The organism is Pseudomonas sp. KH_021 (genome assembly GCF_057838865.1).
On the sequence record NZ_CM174477.1, the window covers coordinates 2,768,541 to 2,781,863 of the forward strand.

At 59.9% G+C, this 13,323-nt stretch carries 16 protein-coding genes and 1 pseudogene; 15 read left to right on the forward strand and 2 right to left on the reverse strand.

The genetic code is table 11. From position 1 onward, the window contains the following. The first annotated feature begins 14 nt into the window (after positions 1-14). The 14 genes from AC3IX4_RS12815 to AC3IX4_RS12880 all read left to right on the forward strand — a co-directional run bounded on the left by AC3IX4_RS12815 (position 15) and on the right by AC3IX4_RS12880 (position 10,499). Complete coding sequence (locus AC3IX4_RS12815; protein WP_489260880.1) at positions 15-680, forward strand: SurA N-terminal domain-containing protein; 666 nt, start codon at positions 15-17, stop codon at positions 678-680. A 232-nt stretch (positions 681-912) separates the two neighbouring features. After that, positions 913-1,440, forward strand: a complete 528-nt coding sequence (locus AC3IX4_RS12820) for a response regulator (RefSeq protein WP_489260881.1) — start codon at positions 913-915, stop codon at positions 1,438-1,440. An 83-nt stretch (positions 1,441-1,523) separates the two neighbouring features. Next, complete coding sequence (locus AC3IX4_RS12825) at positions 1,524-3,230, forward strand: GspE/PulE family protein (RefSeq protein WP_489260882.1); 1,707 nt, start codon at positions 1,524-1,526, stop codon at positions 3,228-3,230. Then, complete coding sequence (locus AC3IX4_RS12830) at positions 3,211-4,011, forward strand: hypothetical protein (protein WP_489260883.1); 801 nt, start codon at positions 3,211-3,213, stop codon at positions 4,009-4,011. The genes AC3IX4_RS12825 and AC3IX4_RS12830 overlap by 20 nt, the downstream gene beginning before the upstream one ends. A 1-nt stretch (position 4,012) precedes the next feature. Then, complete coding sequence (locus AC3IX4_RS12835; RefSeq protein WP_489260884.1) at positions 4,013-4,558, forward strand: pilus assembly protein; 546 nt, start codon at positions 4,013-4,015, stop codon at positions 4,556-4,558. Further along, positions 4,545-5,093, forward strand: a complete 549-nt coding sequence (locus AC3IX4_RS12840; protein WP_489260885.1) for a GspMb/PilO family protein — start codon at positions 4,545-4,547, stop codon at positions 5,091-5,093. The genes AC3IX4_RS12835 and AC3IX4_RS12840 overlap by 14 nt, the downstream gene beginning before the upstream one ends. Further along, complete coding sequence (locus tag AC3IX4_RS12845; RefSeq protein ID WP_489260886.1) at positions 5,093-5,596, forward strand: hypothetical protein; 504 nt, start codon at positions 5,093-5,095, stop codon at positions 5,594-5,596. Before AC3IX4_RS12840 ends, AC3IX4_RS12845 begins: the two co-directional genes overlap by 1 nt. Further along, on the forward strand, positions 5,593-7,464 hold the full coding sequence (locus AC3IX4_RS12850) for a secretin N-terminal domain-containing protein (RefSeq protein ID WP_489260887.1): 1,872 nt from the start codon (positions 5,593-5,595) through the stop codon (positions 7,462-7,464). Before AC3IX4_RS12845 ends, AC3IX4_RS12850 begins: the two co-directional genes overlap by 4 nt. A 3-nt stretch (positions 7,465-7,467) precedes the next feature. Continuing rightward, positions 7,468-7,941: a type II secretion system protein gene (locus AC3IX4_RS12855; RefSeq protein ID WP_489260888.1), complete on the forward strand. Its 474-nt coding sequence runs from the start codon at positions 7,468-7,470 to the stop codon at positions 7,939-7,941. Positions 7,942-7,944: 3 nt separating this feature from the next. After that, positions 7,945-8,319 (forward strand): type II secretion system protein, encoded by a 375-nt coding sequence (locus AC3IX4_RS12860; RefSeq protein ID WP_489260889.1) that lies wholly within the window; start codon positions 7,945-7,947, stop codon positions 8,317-8,319. After that, positions 8,294-8,827: a type II secretion system protein gene (locus AC3IX4_RS12865; RefSeq protein ID WP_489260890.1), complete on the forward strand. Its 534-nt coding sequence runs from the start codon at positions 8,294-8,296 to the stop codon at positions 8,825-8,827. The genes AC3IX4_RS12860 and AC3IX4_RS12865 overlap by 26 nt, the downstream gene beginning before the upstream one ends. Continuing rightward, a complete protein-coding gene (csgE, locus tag AC3IX4_RS12870; protein ID WP_489260891.1) occupies positions 8,824-9,219 on the forward strand; it encodes a curli production assembly/transport protein CsgE in 396 nt (131 codons plus the stop codon). Before AC3IX4_RS12865 ends, csgE begins: the two co-directional genes overlap by 4 nt. Then, on the forward strand, positions 9,216-9,635 hold the full coding sequence (locus AC3IX4_RS12875) for a curli assembly protein CsgF (RefSeq protein WP_489260892.1): 420 nt from the start codon (positions 9,216-9,218) through the stop codon (positions 9,633-9,635). The genes csgE and AC3IX4_RS12875 overlap by 4 nt, the downstream gene beginning before the upstream one ends. A gap of 27 nt (positions 9,636-9,662) precedes the next feature. Next, positions 9,663-10,499 (forward strand): CsgG/HfaB family protein, encoded by an 837-nt coding sequence (locus tag AC3IX4_RS12880; RefSeq protein ID WP_489260893.1) that lies wholly within the window; start codon positions 9,663-9,665, stop codon positions 10,497-10,499. Between the two features lie 143 nt (positions 10,500-10,642). On the opposite strand, the gene AC3IX4_RS12885 is transcribed toward AC3IX4_RS12880, so the two are convergent. Then, complete coding sequence (locus AC3IX4_RS12885; RefSeq protein WP_489260894.1) at positions 10,643-11,203, reverse strand: TVP38/TMEM64 family protein; 561 nt, start codon at positions 11,201-11,203, stop codon at positions 10,643-10,645. A gap of 229 nt (positions 11,204-11,432) precedes the next feature. Here AC3IX4_RS12885 and AC3IX4_RS12890 point away from each other — a divergent pair, with 229 nt between their 5' ends. Next, positions 11,433-12,500, forward strand: a complete 1,068-nt coding sequence (locus AC3IX4_RS12890) for an IS630 family transposase (protein WP_489260895.1) — start codon at positions 11,433-11,435, stop codon at positions 12,498-12,500. 106 nt (positions 12,501-12,606) lie between these two features. Here AC3IX4_RS12890 and AC3IX4_RS12895 read toward each other — a convergent pair. Further along, positions 12,607-12,789 (reverse strand): annotated as a pseudogene (locus AC3IX4_RS12895) (IS5/IS1182 family transposase); the annotation flags it as partial. Positions 12,790-13,323: the final 534 nt, after the last annotated feature.

The following is a 13,323-nucleotide window of genomic DNA, read 5'->3' on the forward strand; positions in this document are numbered from 1 at the left end:
GCTGGAGGTACAGGATGAAAGCCTGGATTGCCGTATCGATCCTCTGCTGCTGGTGGCCGCAGGCACAGGCGAGTTTGCCGGTGGGCGGCCCAGTGGCAGCCCGTGTCAATGGCGTGGAGATCAGCCAGATGCGCCTTGAACGCTACTTCAGCGACTACCTGCAGGCTGAAGGCCGTGCCGTCACCAGTATCCGCAACCCCAGCGTGTATGGCCGGCTGCGCACGGCGGCACTGGATGAAATGATCGATAAGGAGCTGCTTTGGCAGGAGGCATTGCGCCAAGGCGTGGTGATCGAGGACAACGTGGTCGCAGCCGAAGTCGAGCGCTTGCGCCAGGCCTTCAAGTCGCCCCAGGCCTTCGCCCGTCGCCTGGCCGAGGCCGGGTTCGATGAGCAAAGCTTTGCCGACTACACTCGTCACGAAATGGCGGCTCGGCAGATTTATGCCCGGTTGACCCACATCGAGGAGCCCGGTGTTGAGCAGCTCAAGGCGTTTTACCAGAACGACGGAAAAGACGTCCTTATCCAGTCGAACCAATCATTTGAGGCCATGGTCTCAAGTGGGCAAGGACTCGCATGGCTCAAAACCCACTATTTCGATCGACAGCACGCCCAGGTTGTCCGGGCGTTGCTGGAGCGATTGCGCTCCCAGGGCCGAATTGAGCGCATTGACGCCGGGTGATGCAACCCCCAATGTTGGGGTAACCGCTGACGGGACATTCCAAAGCTCCCCCGAATTTGGGGGCGGTACGGTGATGTCTGGCTAGGTTGAAAATATTTATCTAGTTAAATCAATGGGTTACACAGCTTCTAACTGAAGCGTTACGCCTGGCACGAAGCGTGCTCAAGCCTTATCAAGGGCGACGCTTCGCCAGGACGGGAAACCGGACCTGACCCGTTTCAAGGAGTCGACCTTGGTAAACAAAGTGCTGGTAGTTGAAGACGAATTGATCCTTGCGCAAAACCTCGAAGCGTATCTCGAGGCGCAAGGTCTGAAGGTTCGTGTGGCCCACGACGGTTCCACAGCCATCAAGGCGGCTGAGGAGTTTTCACCCGACGTCGTAGTGCTCGATTTTCGTTTACCCGACATGACGGGTTTTCAGATTCTCGAGGCTGTTCGCCAACACAGGGACTGTCATTTCGTGCTGATCACCGCTCACCCGACCACTGAGGTCAAGGAGGGCGCGATGCAACGAAAGGTCAGTCATATCCTGTTCAAACCCTTTCCGTTGGCGGAATTGGCCCGTGCAGTCTGTGACCTGATGGGGGTTAAGCGGGAACCGAAGCCTGGGGCTAACCGCGCTGAAGGGTTCGTCGAACGACGCCAGGGCAGGAATGAAAATTTCCCCCTGCAGTTGTATGACGGCAGCTGGGTGTTGGCAGATCGACGCAAATCGGCCTCTGTCGCACCAGACGACTCACAACTGCTCACCGGGGAGTAGGGGCGCGATCTGACGTTTCGGCAGTGCCGTAATGGCTGGCCGCGCCAACTGGGCTACCGCCCCGAGGCGTTGGAGTACATGCCATGGAACGTCTGTTCGTCGCCGTCGAGCCCCCGCGGGGTGTAACCGCACCACCTGCCTTTACCTGCGAACTACTGGCCCAGGCCCACGCCACTGCCGCCGCCTGCGGCGAGCGCGTCCTGCAAACCCTCGAAGCCCTGAGTGCACTGGAGCCTACCGCGTTCGTCGAGCGCCTGGGTGCCACGCTGCATTACCCCGTGCTGGACACCCAGGCGCTGTTTGCCGCCGCGCCACTGTTTGACCGGGTGACCCTGGCCCAGAGCATCAAGCGTGAATTTGTCCTGCTGCGCCATGGCGATGAAGTGATCGGCGTGTTTGCCGACCCCTTCGACAGCAGCCGCCTGGCCTGGATTGACGAATGCCTGCATGGCGCGCCGCTGTATCTGGTGCATGCCGCTGACCTTGCAGCTTATTTGGCCCGCCACGAAGAAAGCTTTCATGCAGTGGCGTCGCTCAATGCCAACGCCGACACCCCTGTCGAGATCGATAACCTGCAAACCCTGTCGCTGACCAGCATCAGCGAAGACGCAAGCGTGGTCGTCAAGCTGGTCAACTCCACCCTCTACGACGCCCTGAAGATGCACGCCAGTGACATCCACCTGGGCACCACCGGGTCGGGGCTGGTGATCAAATACCGGATCGATGGGGTGTTGAACAACATCGGCAGGGCCAGCGGCACCGAGTTCGCCGAACAGGTGATCTCGCGGGTCAAGGTCATGGCTGAACTGGACATCGGCGAAAAACGTGTGCCTCAGGACGGCCGCTTCAAGATCGGAATCAATGGCCGCCAGATCGACTTCCGGGTTTCGATCATGCCGAGCATCTTCGGTGAAGACGCGGTGCTGCGGGTGCTCGACAAACAGGACTTGAGCGACAAGGTCAGTGGCGTGCAACTGCAAGCCCTGGGCTTTGCCGACGAAACCCTGCGCAGCCTGCGCCGCCTGGCCGCCGAACCCTACGGCATGGTGCTGGTGACCGGCCCCACCGGCAGCGGCAAGACCACCACCCTGTACGCCATGATCACTGAGATCAACCGTGGCGTTGACAAGATCATCACCATCGAAGACCCGGTGGAGTACCAGTTGCCGGGTGTGCTGCAGATCCCCGTCAACGAGAAGAAAGGCCTGACCTTTGCCCGCGGCCTGCGCTCGATCCTGCGCCACGACCCCGACAAGATCATGGTCGGTGAGATCCGTGACCCGGACACCGCGCAGATCGCCGTGCAATCGGCACTGACGGGTCACTTGGTGTTCACCACCATCCACGCCAACAACGTGTTCGACGTGATCGGCCGCTTCGTCCAGATGGAAGTAGACCCCTACAGCTTTGTCTCGGCGCTCAATGCCGTGCTGGCGCAGCGCCTGATTCGCCTGGTCTGCCCCTCCTGCGCCGAGGCTCATGTGCCCAGCGCAGACGAGCTGGCGGCCTCCGGCCTGCAGGCGGAGGCCGTGGGCGATTACCACTTTGTCCACGGTCGCGGCTGCGGCCAGTGCCGTGGCACCGGATATCGCGGTCGCACGGCCATTGCCGAACTGCTGCACCTGGACGACGAAATCCGCCAGCTGATCGTGGAACGCCAACCGATTTCAAAAATCAAGGCCCTGGCCTGCAGCCGCGGCTTGCGCCTGCTGCGTACTTCGGCTCTGGAACTGGTGCGAGAAGGGCGTACGACCCTTGAGGAGATCAATCGTGTCACTTTTGTCGCCTGATCGTTTTATTGCCGTGATCGGCAGCGGTGGCGTGGGGCTGTGCCGAGGGCGTGGCCAGCTCCAATGGCTGGGCAGCGTTGGCTTTATCAGCGACCCTGCGTCGGCCTGGTCGGTTGCCCTGGATACCCTCGATTGTGTTCTTGCCCAACACGTGCCGCGCCGCGCCTCACTCGGTGTGGTGCTGTCGGGCCAATACAGCCGCTACGGGCTGGTGCCCTGGAGTGACCAGATCAACACCCCGGCCGAACTGCTGGCCTACGCCCGAGTGTGTTTCGAAGAACGCTACGGTGCCGCAGGCCAGGACTGGCGGCTGACCCTTTCGCCCGAGGCGGCAGGGCATGATCGTATCGCCGTGGCCTTGCCCGAGGCCTTGTTGCAGCGCCTGGGTGCCATTGCCCAAGAGCGCGAGGTCAAGCTGATCTCGGTGCAGCCCTACCTGATGGCCGCCTACAACCGCTTCGGGCGCCAATTGGACCAAAACGACTTTCTGTTCGTGGTCGCCGAGCCGTCTCGCAGCGTACTGCTGATGGCCGGTGACGGGCGCTGGGTGTCGGTGCACTCGGTCGGTGGCAATGACAGCGACGCGGCCCTCGGCGCCATGATCGCTCGCGAAGTGGTGTTGCTGGCCTCCCAGCACGACCGCCCCCTGTCGGTTTACCTGCACGCGCCGGGCCGCCTGGACAGCCCGCCGCACATCGCCGGGGTGCAGCTGTGCAACCTGGAAACTGAATCGGACTCGGTACGTGACGTGTTGTACGTCATGTCCCGAGTGGTGGCCTGACATGCGCCCCTTGATGCTCGACTTCAAGCCCGTACGCCGCATCGGCCCGCTGAGCTGGAGCCTGCTGGCGGCAGGTGTGGCCCTTGCCGCTGGGGTGTTCTTCCTGCAGCACCAGCAAGACCAACAGTTGGACGAAAGCCAACGACGCCTGCAGGCCATCGAGACACGCCTGAACGGCGGCCACGCTGGCAAACAGAACCTGTCAGCGGCGCAAAGCCGCGAGCAGACCGAGCACCTGGCGCAGATGCGTGAGGTGTCCCAGCAACTGCGCAGGCCCTGGGAGCACCTGTTTGCGATGCTCGAAGCGCTGCCCCGTGAGGATGTGGCCCTGTTGTCGCTGACCCCGGATGCCCGCAAGGGCCAGCTTCGCATCAGCGCCGAAGCCCGCAACCTGGAAGCGATGCTGGCGTTTCACAAGAGTCTTGAAGCCAGCGGTGAACTGCACGACGTGTCGTTGCTCAGCCACGAGATCGTCGCTCAGGTTCCCGAACACCCGGTGCAGTTCAACCTGTCGGCTACTTGGGAGATCGGCGATGCACATCCCTAGATTGATCCTCCACGAGCGTGTGCGCCAACTCGGTTGGCCAGGACTGGTCGGCGGCGGGCTATTGCTGTTGGCGCTGGGCCAGACGGCTGCCGTGCTGGTGCCAGGCGCTCGCTTTATGAACGACGTCGAGCAGCAGCTGGGCGAGGCCGAGGCCTATCAGGACCGCATCGATCAAGGCCATGAAGCGGCGCCTCTGGTGCCTCAACGCCAGCTGGAGGATTTTCGCAGCAGTCTGCCCGCACAGCCCCAGGCCACCGAAGCGATCGATCGCCTCTACGCCATGGCGGCGGCTGAAAACATCACCCTGTCGCGCGGCGAGTACTCCCTGGGCAGCGACCCGAAAACCAAGCTGGCACGCTACTCGATCCTGTTGCCGGTACGCGGCAACTACCCGCAACTGCGCCGCTTTTTGCACGCCCTGCTGACGCAATTGCCGGCGCTGGTGCTGGAAGACATCGACCTGCAACGCAAACGGATCAGCGATACCGAACTGACCGGGCGCATTCGAATGACCCTGTACCTGTCGAGGTCATGATGATCACTCAACGCACGCTCGGCTGGGTGGGGTTCTTTGCGGTGGCGGCTGCACTGACCTGGGTGCCCGAACACTTCTTCAAGGACGACGTCGTCACGCAAGACGCAGCGACGCAGGCCAGCAGTGGTCAGGCCAAGTCTGCACCGTTGGCCAAAATGCAGGCCATCAAGGACAAGCCGGTGATCAAAGGCGACCTGTTCGCGGCCAAGAGTTGGAAACCGGCTGTGCAAATGGCCACCGTCACCGAACAGCCGGTGGCCGTGGCCCCGGAGGATCTGGCACCCATTGCGCCACCGTTGCCTTTTCAGTTCATCGGCCGGCTGGACAACCAGCAAGACCAACAGGTTTTTCTGCAGAACGGCGAAAAGCTCTACGTCGTGCGCCACGGCGACGTCATCGACAACACCTACCGCATTGACCATATCTCCGCCACCGAGCTGAGCCTGGTCTACCTGCCTTTGCATTTGACCCAGACTTTGTCAGTAGGGAGTAGTGCACCATGAACATGGCTCGTTTGAATAAACCGTTCCCCTGCATGATGCTCGCGCTCTGTGTAGCGCTGGTCGGTTGCAGCAGCAACGGTGTGCGCAAGGACGGCCTGGCGCTGATCGAGGAGGGCCAGTACGAGGCAGGTTTGGCGCGGATCCAGGAGGGCTTGGCCAAATCGCCTCGCGATACCGAACTGAACCTGGCGTTGATCAGTGGCCGGGCACGGGCGGTGGAAGCCTTGATCGTCCAGGGTGACAGCGACCGTTCTCGTCACGACTTCGCCGGCGCGCGCCAGGCCTATGGGCGGGTACTCACCATCGAGCCTACCAACGGTCGGGCCCGGGAAGCGATCCGCCAGATGGAACAGATGGCCAGCCTTGACGAGCGGCTAAGTATCGGCCAGGCCGCCTTGCGTCGTGGCGATATGTTCGGTGCTGAAAAAATTGTGCGCGAAGTGCTCATGCTTGATCCACAGAACCAAGGTGGCCTGGCCCTGCGCAAGGATGTGGAGTTGGTACAAAGCCGCAACGTCACCCAGTACCCGCAACTGCGCTCTCGCCTCGACAAACCGGTCACCCTGGAGTTTCGCGAGGCAAACCTCAAGACCATCTTCGAGGTGCTCAGCCAAGTGGCGGGCCTGAATTTCATTTTCGACAAAGACCTGCGCCCGGACATGAAAGCCACCATTTTCGTGCGTGAAGTGCGCATCGAAGATGCCATCGCACTGCTGCTGGACCAGAACCAGTTGCACCAGAAGGTGGTGAACGACAACACCCTTCTGATCTACCCGGATTCGCCGCAGAAAACCAAGGATTATCAGGAGCTGGTGATGCGCACCTTCTACCTGACCAGCATCGATTCCAACACCGCGCTGAACATGGTCAAGACCATGCTCAAGACCCGCGACGTGTTCGTTGATGAACGCCTCAACACCTTGACCATGCGCGACACCCCCGACGCGGTGCGTATGGCCGAGAAGCTATTGCAGGCCCAGGATCAGTCCAGCCCGGAAGTGATCCTGGAAGTGGAAGTGATGGAAGTCGCCAGCCAGCGCATCCTTGACCTGGGCATGCAATGGCCGAATACCTTCGGCGTGATCAACGCCGATGGCACTGGGGTCGGCGTGCTCGACCAACTGCGCGGGATCACCTCCAGCCGCATCTCCATCGCGCCGTCGCCTCAGCTGAAAATCAATGCCCAGGACAACGACATCAACACCCTGGCAAGCCCGGTGATTCGTGTCAGTAACCGGGAGCAGGCGCGCATTCACATCGGCCAGCGGGTACCGATCATCAGCGCCACCTCGGTGCCCTCGACCCAGGGCCCGGTGATTACCGAAAGTGTGACCTACCTGGATGTGGGTCTGAAACTGGAAGTCACGCCGGTGGTGCACCTGAACAACGAAGTGGCGATCAAGATTGCCCTGGAAGTGAGTAACGCCACACCGCTTGAACCCACTCGCCAAGGCACCATCCCGGTCCAGGTCGACACCCGCAATGCCCAGACCAGCCTGCGCCTGCACGACGGCGAAACCCAGGTGCTGGCTGGCCTGGTCCGCAGCGACCACGGCGCCACCGGTAACAAGATCCCGGGCCTGGGCGACATCCCGGGTCTGGGCCGGTTGTTCGGCAGCAACAAGGACACCATGGGCAAGTCCGAACTGGTGCTGTCGATCACCCCGCGCATCGTGCGCAACCTGCCGTACCAGAGCCCGTCGGACATGGAATTCCCGACCGGCACTGAAACCAGCATGCACATTCAGTCGATGGACCGTTCCAACGACCCCGACGCACGCAAGACCGACGAAGAAACTCGCCCAAGCGCGCCGATGACCGCCGCTTCGACCCCGGCACCCACGACCACTCTCGTGACGAGGCCCTGAGTCATGAAACGCACAGAGCGAGGCTTCACCCTGATTGAAGTGGTGGTGACCCTGGCGCTGATCGGCCTGTTGGCGGCGATCGCCGCGCCACTGACCGAAACCGTGGTACGTCGCAACAAGGAGCAGGCCCTGAAGGCGTCGCTGTACCAGATTCGCGACGCCATCGACGCCTACAAGCGGGCCTTCGATGCCGGCTGGATCGAGAAGTCGCTGAATTCCAGCGGCTACCCGCCCAACCTTGCCGTGCTGGTGGACGGTGTGCGCGATGTGCGCAGTGCCAAGGGCGCCAAGTTCTATTTCTTGCGCCGCATCCCCCACGACCCGCTGCTGGCCAACAAACGCAATGACGAGGGTGGCTGGGGCCTGCGTTCCTACGACAGCTCAGCCGACACCCCACGCAATGGCGAAGACGTCTTTGATGTGTACTCCCAGGCCCCCGGCCGGGGCCTGAACGGCATCGCCTACAAGGAGTGGTGATTCATGGAAAGGCAAAAGGGCTTTACCTTGATCGAACTGCTGGTGGTACTGGCGATCATCGCAACGCTGATGACCATCGCGGTACCGCGCTACTTCACAAGCCTTGAGACCTCGCGCGAAACCACGCTGCAGCAGAGCCTGGCGGTGATGCGCGAAGCCCTCGATCACTATTACGGTGACACCGGCCACTACCCCGATTCCATCGAACAGCTGGTTGAAGAGCGCTACCTGCGCAACGCGCCACTGGACCCGATCAATGGCAAACGCGACACCTGGCAACCGATCGCGCCACCGGACGGCGTGGTTGGTGGCGTTGCCGATGTAAAAAGCGGTGCAACCGGGAGGGCGCGTGATGGCAGCCTTTACTCCGAGTGGTAAGCCCTCCGCCATGGGCGGTTTCACCTACCTGGGCGTGCTGCTGCTGATTGCCTTGAGCAGCATGGCCCTGGCCTCGGCCGGCCAGGTCTGGTCGACGGTGGGCCAGCGCGAACGGGAACGCGAGCTGATCTGGGTCGGCACCCAGTACGCCCAGGCGCTGCGCAGTTTCTACCGGGCATCCCCCGGCCTTGCACAGTACCCGGCGACACTCGACGAACTGATCAACGACCCACGCTTTCCGTCGGCCCGGCACCACCTGCGCAGGCTCTACCCGGACCCAATTAGCCACTCGGACGAATGGGGCCTGGTGCGCTCGATCGACGGACGCATCACCGGCGTCTACAGCCGCTCCCAGGCAACCCCGATGAAACAGGCCGGGTTCCCTGCCGAGTGGTCCGACTTCGAAGGCGTGAGCCACTACGCCGACTGGCAGTTCGTGGCCGAGAAAGCCTTTATGGAATCCGCGGCCGGTGGGCGCAAATCGTTGAACCAGGGAGGTGCTGAATGAATCGCTTGGCCGCTGTGCTCGGACTGGTCGTGGCGCTGCTGTGCAGCCCACTGCGGGCGGGTGAAGAAGACGAAATGATGGGCTTTATCGTCGACAACACCATCTCCCACATCGGTCACGACTTCTATTACAGCTTCACCGAACGGCTGCGTGCCACCAGCCGTCTGGATTTCAACCTGGTGGTACGTGAGAGGCCGTCGGCCCGATGGGGCAGCCTGGTGACGGTGGAGTATCAACAACGGTTGGTGTACCGGCGGTTTTTGCCGCCCAACACCACTGATCTGCAGGACGTGGCCTATGAAGCCGCGGACCTGGTCAAGGCGCAGATTATCCAGCGCAAGCTGGAGGCATTGCTGCAAGACACTACTGATCTGGAGAAGGACGAATTATGAACAACAAGAGCCTCTCGCTGCGTACTGCCCTGTTGTTGGTCACCGCTGGCCTGTGCGGCCAGGCCCTGGCCACTGAACTGGTGTACACCCCGGTCAATCCTTCGTTCGGCGGCAACCCGCTCAATGGCACCTGGTTGCTCAACAACGCTCAGTCGCAGAACGATCACGACGACCCGGACCTGAAGTCACGTACCAGTGCCACCGGTACTTCCGCGCTGGAACGCTTCACGGCCCAGCTGCAATCGCGGCTGCTCACGCAACTGCTGGACAACGTCTCCAGTGGCCAGGGTGGAACCCTGTCCACGGATGCATTCATTGTCAACGTGGTCGACGATTCGGGCGCCCTGAGTATTCAGGTGACGGACCGCGTGACCGGTGAAATCTCAGAAATTCAGGTCAATGGCCTGGCCCAATAGGGCTTCAGGTTAAAGGGGAGAAAAAACATGAAAAGAATTCTGCTGACCCTGATTGCGGTTGTCCTCCTGCAAGGCTGCAGCCTGCGCGAGCCGATGTCGGCCGACCACGACCCAAAAACGCCCACCCTCACGCCACGGGCCTCCACCTATTACGACCTGCTGAACATGCCACGGCCAAAAGGCCGGTTGATGGCGGTGGTGTACGGCTTCCGTGACCAGACCGGGCAATACAAGCCCACCCCGGCCAGCTCGTTCTCCACCAGCGTCACCCAGGGCGCGGCGAGCATGCTGATGGACGCCTTGGCGGCCAGCGGCTGGTTCATGGTGCTTGAGCGTGAAGGGCTGCAGAATTTGCTGACCGAACGGAAAATCATCCGCGCCTCGCAGAAAAAACCCGATACCCCCCTCAATATCAAGAGTGAGCTGCCACCGCTGCAGGCGGCCAACCTGATGCTCGAAGGCGGCATCATCGCCTACGACACCAACGTGCGCAGTGGCGGGGAAGGGGCCCGATACCTGGGGATCGACATCGCCCGCGAATACCGGGTCGACCAGGTAACCGTCAACCTGCGTGCCGTGGATGTACGCACCGGGCAAGTGCTGTCCAACGTCATGACCAGCAAGACCATCTACTCGGTAGCCCGTAGCGCTGGCGTGTTCAAGTTCATCGAATTCAAGAAACTGCTTGAAGTCGAAGCCGGCTACACCACCAACGAGCCTGCGCAACTCTGCGTGCTCTCGGCCATTGAAGCGGCGGTGGGGCACATGCTGGCCCAAGGGATCGAGCGCAAGATGTGGGCAGTGGCGGAGGGTTCGGATTCGGCGACCGTGGACAAGTACCTGACTCAGTACCAGCAACCGTAACAAACCGGGCGCCACTGCCTGACGCACCGCGGGGACTCTATCGCCGGCAAGCCGTGCTCCTACCGACGCTACACCACCGATCGTGGTAGGAGCCGGGTTTACCCGCGAGAGGCCATCCCTGACACACCGTGGTGGCCTACTGATCAGTTGTGCAGCAAAGTCTTGCCCAAGTAGTCGAACAACAGGCAATAGAGCGCAATGGGAATCGGCAGCCCGAGCAGAGTGCCGATCAGGTAGTGACGAAAACGCACACCGCTGAGGCTCAAGGCATAGCTCAAGGGGGGCGCGGTCTGGAACAACAGGCGCAGCAGTGTCACGGATGACACTGGGTGACGGTCCAGATAGCTGAATATGCGCCGGGCCAGGCGATTGTCGAACTCGCGCAGGGCATCACCGCCTAATAGGCGAATGATGTAAAAGATGCAACTGCAGGAGAAGACGGCCGCCACATAAGTGGCCAACCCACCCCAGACACGGCCCAGCGTCAAGACTGCCGCGCCAAGAAACAGCCAACCGGGGATCTGCAACAGATTGCCCATCGTGAACAGCAACGCAAACAACAGCACCCCACCGAGCTTGTTCTCCAGCAGCACGTCACGCAGGTATTGCACCGTGAAGTGTTCGCGCAAGCCACTGAGCTGGAAAGCCACTAGCAGTACCAGCAGAAACAGCACCACCAGCAGCAGGCGTTTGTATTTATGCATCGTCAGTGGCTCGTGATGGCAAGGATTGAAGTGATTGAAGCTGATATCAAGTAGATGCGCTGATTCGGTTCTGGGTAAACGCCCATTAGGCATCTCTGCGTTCCTGAGCGCGATGTCGGACCAGATGAAAGGATGCCTCGAATCCAAGCGCTAGTGTGCTGTCTGCGAAATAGCTTTTCTAATTTTTCACCTACACTTCAGGTGTCATTTCCCCCTTGGAGAGCTTCAGGTGAGCGCACTGGACATTACGCTTAGCTCCGAAGAAAAGGCCGAACTGAACCGGCGCGTTCGCTCCGCCACCATTCCCCAGCGTGAAGGTCGTAGAGCACGCATTGTGCTGCTTGCAGCACAGGGCGAAACGCGGGAAGAGATTGCACGACTGACTGGGTTTTCTCTCCCGACAGTCACCAACTGGTGCCAACGCTTTCAGTTGCTCCGGCTCGACGGATTGATTGATAAACCAGGTCGTGGACGCAAGTCGTCGCTGCCTGCCGATACTGTCCGCCGCGTCTTGGAGCAGGTCACGAAACCTCGCATTGGCGAGTCGCGATGGAGCTGCAGGAGTATGGCGAGAGCGGTCGGGATTTCTTCGAGTACGGTCCATAAGTTATGGGCTGCCAATGACTTGAAGCCTCATCTGACTCGCATCTTCAAGCTCTCAAACGATCCGCAGTTCGAACAGAAATGCTGGGATGTTATCGGCCTTTACCTGGCCCCGCCGGACAAGGCATTGGTGCTGTGTTGCGACGAAAAAAGCCAGGTGCAGGCCTTGGAACGCACGCAGCCTGGATTGCCTCTGGGCATCGGCCACATCCAGACGAAATCACATGATTACACCCGCCACGGCACGGTTACATTATTCGCTGCGCTGGATTATCTGCAGGGAAAATTGATCAGCAGCATCGAACGTCAACACCGTCATCAAGAGTGGTTGTCCTTCCTCAAGAAGATCAACAAGCAGACCCCCAAGAATCTCCAGCTTCACCTGATCGTCGATAACTATGCGACGCACAAGCACGCCGCCGTGAAAACCTGGCTGGCGAAGCACCCGCGTTTCCATATGCACTTCACACCGACGTCCAGCTCTTGGATGAACATGGTCGAACGATTTTTCCGAGACATCACGGTGTATCTACCAGACGGTAGCTTTGCCTCGGTGCGCGAGTTGGAATCCTCGATAACAACGTTCATGGCACTAAGAAATGCTCAGCCGACCCGGTACGTTTGGAACGCGAAAGGCGAGGAGATTTTGAGCAAAATCCAACGAGCTCGCGAGGCACTTGAGGTCGTACCATAGGGATAAATTATTTCGAAGACAGCACACTAGCGCGTCTAGTAAGCCGCTGGGCGCAGCGTTACCCCATGGCAAGTAAGGTACGAGGCGCGTTGTTGGTAGCTCCGAGCAACAATCGTTCCGGCGCAATCGGAGCCAATTCCAGCGTGGAGTGCAGTGCGTCGAAACCGCGGCCCATCAAGGCCAGAACAGCATCGATCATCTTACACAGTCGGCGCAGCATGTGATCCTTGGGGGGCTCCAGCGTTGTGAAGCTGAACAGATCATTTTGCTTGAGAGTGGGTCTACACATTGGCTCAGTCTTGCGCTGACATTAAAGAACATGCTGGGTAGTTTGCCAGAACCCAATCCGGTTCAGCCGTTTTCAACCGCTTGTTAAAGCGTCTTGGATTTTCCCTCCCCCTTCATTCTCACCTCGGTTGACTATCTAGTCTGGATGTCAGGCGGCTTTTTTTAGATAAATCAAAGTGTTTGATGGGGCCCTGACTCTGTGCCAGGCGTTAGCTTAATACGACTGTCGCACTCTGGCTTCCTATATCAAGAGTTACCTACCCTTGTAGGAAACTTCTTGATTTCATTCTGGTGGTTGGATCTTTGCTTGTAACTGGAGATACTCGCGCTCGTGATCACTCGCTTGATCGCATCCGCGAATGGCTACAGCCCATAACATGAAATGGGAACGGAGCAGTTCTTGGAGTTAATAGAAGGCTTATCAAAAAAGCTGGAACCGTTAATCTCAACGCTGTGTGAAAATCTGTTTTCAAAGTAGCTGGTTTTTGTATGGAATTGTTTGGAATTAAATTTTTACATTGCTGATCTCTATTAG

Excerpts from the sequence above, each read along its gene's own strand:
- AC3IX4_RS12815 (WP_489260880.1), top strand. The coding sequence starts at position 15 with ATGAAAGCCTGGATTGCCGTATCGATCCTCTGCTGCTGGTGGCCGCAG.
- AC3IX4_RS12825 (WP_489260882.1), top strand. The coding sequence starts at position 1,524 with ATGGAACGTCTGTTCGTCGCCGTCGAGCCCCCGCGGGGTGTAACCGCA.
- AC3IX4_RS12835 (WP_489260884.1), top strand. The coding sequence starts at position 4,013 with ATGCGCCCCTTGATGCTCGACTTCAAGCCCGTACGCCGCATCGGCCCG.
- AC3IX4_RS12840 (WP_489260885.1), top strand. The coding sequence starts at position 4,545 with ATGCACATCCCTAGATTGATCCTCCACGAGCGTGTGCGCCAACTCGGT.
- AC3IX4_RS12845 (WP_489260886.1), top strand. The coding sequence starts at position 5,093 with ATGATCACTCAACGCACGCTCGGCTGGGTGGGGTTCTTTGCGGTGGCG.
- AC3IX4_RS12850 (WP_489260887.1), top strand. The coding sequence starts at position 5,593 with ATGAACATGGCTCGTTTGAATAAACCGTTCCCCTGCATGATGCTCGCG.
- AC3IX4_RS12855 (WP_489260888.1), top strand. The coding sequence starts at position 7,468 with ATGAAACGCACAGAGCGAGGCTTCACCCTGATTGAAGTGGTGGTGACC.
- AC3IX4_RS12860 (WP_489260889.1), top strand. The coding sequence starts at position 7,945 with ATGGAAAGGCAAAAGGGCTTTACCTTGATCGAACTGCTGGTGGTACTG.
- AC3IX4_RS12865 (WP_489260890.1), top strand. The coding sequence starts at position 8,294 with ATGGCAGCCTTTACTCCGAGTGGTAAGCCCTCCGCCATGGGCGGTTTC.
- csgE (WP_489260891.1), top strand. The coding sequence starts at position 8,824 with ATGAATCGCTTGGCCGCTGTGCTCGGACTGGTCGTGGCGCTGCTGTGC.
- AC3IX4_RS12875 (WP_489260892.1), top strand. The coding sequence starts at position 9,216 with ATGAACAACAAGAGCCTCTCGCTGCGTACTGCCCTGTTGTTGGTCACC.
- AC3IX4_RS12880 (WP_489260893.1), top strand. The coding sequence starts at position 9,663 with ATGAAAAGAATTCTGCTGACCCTGATTGCGGTTGTCCTCCTGCAAGGC.
- AC3IX4_RS12885 (WP_489260894.1), bottom strand. The coding sequence starts at position 11,203 with ATGCATAAATACAAACGCCTGCTGCTGGTGGTGCTGTTTCTGCTGGTA.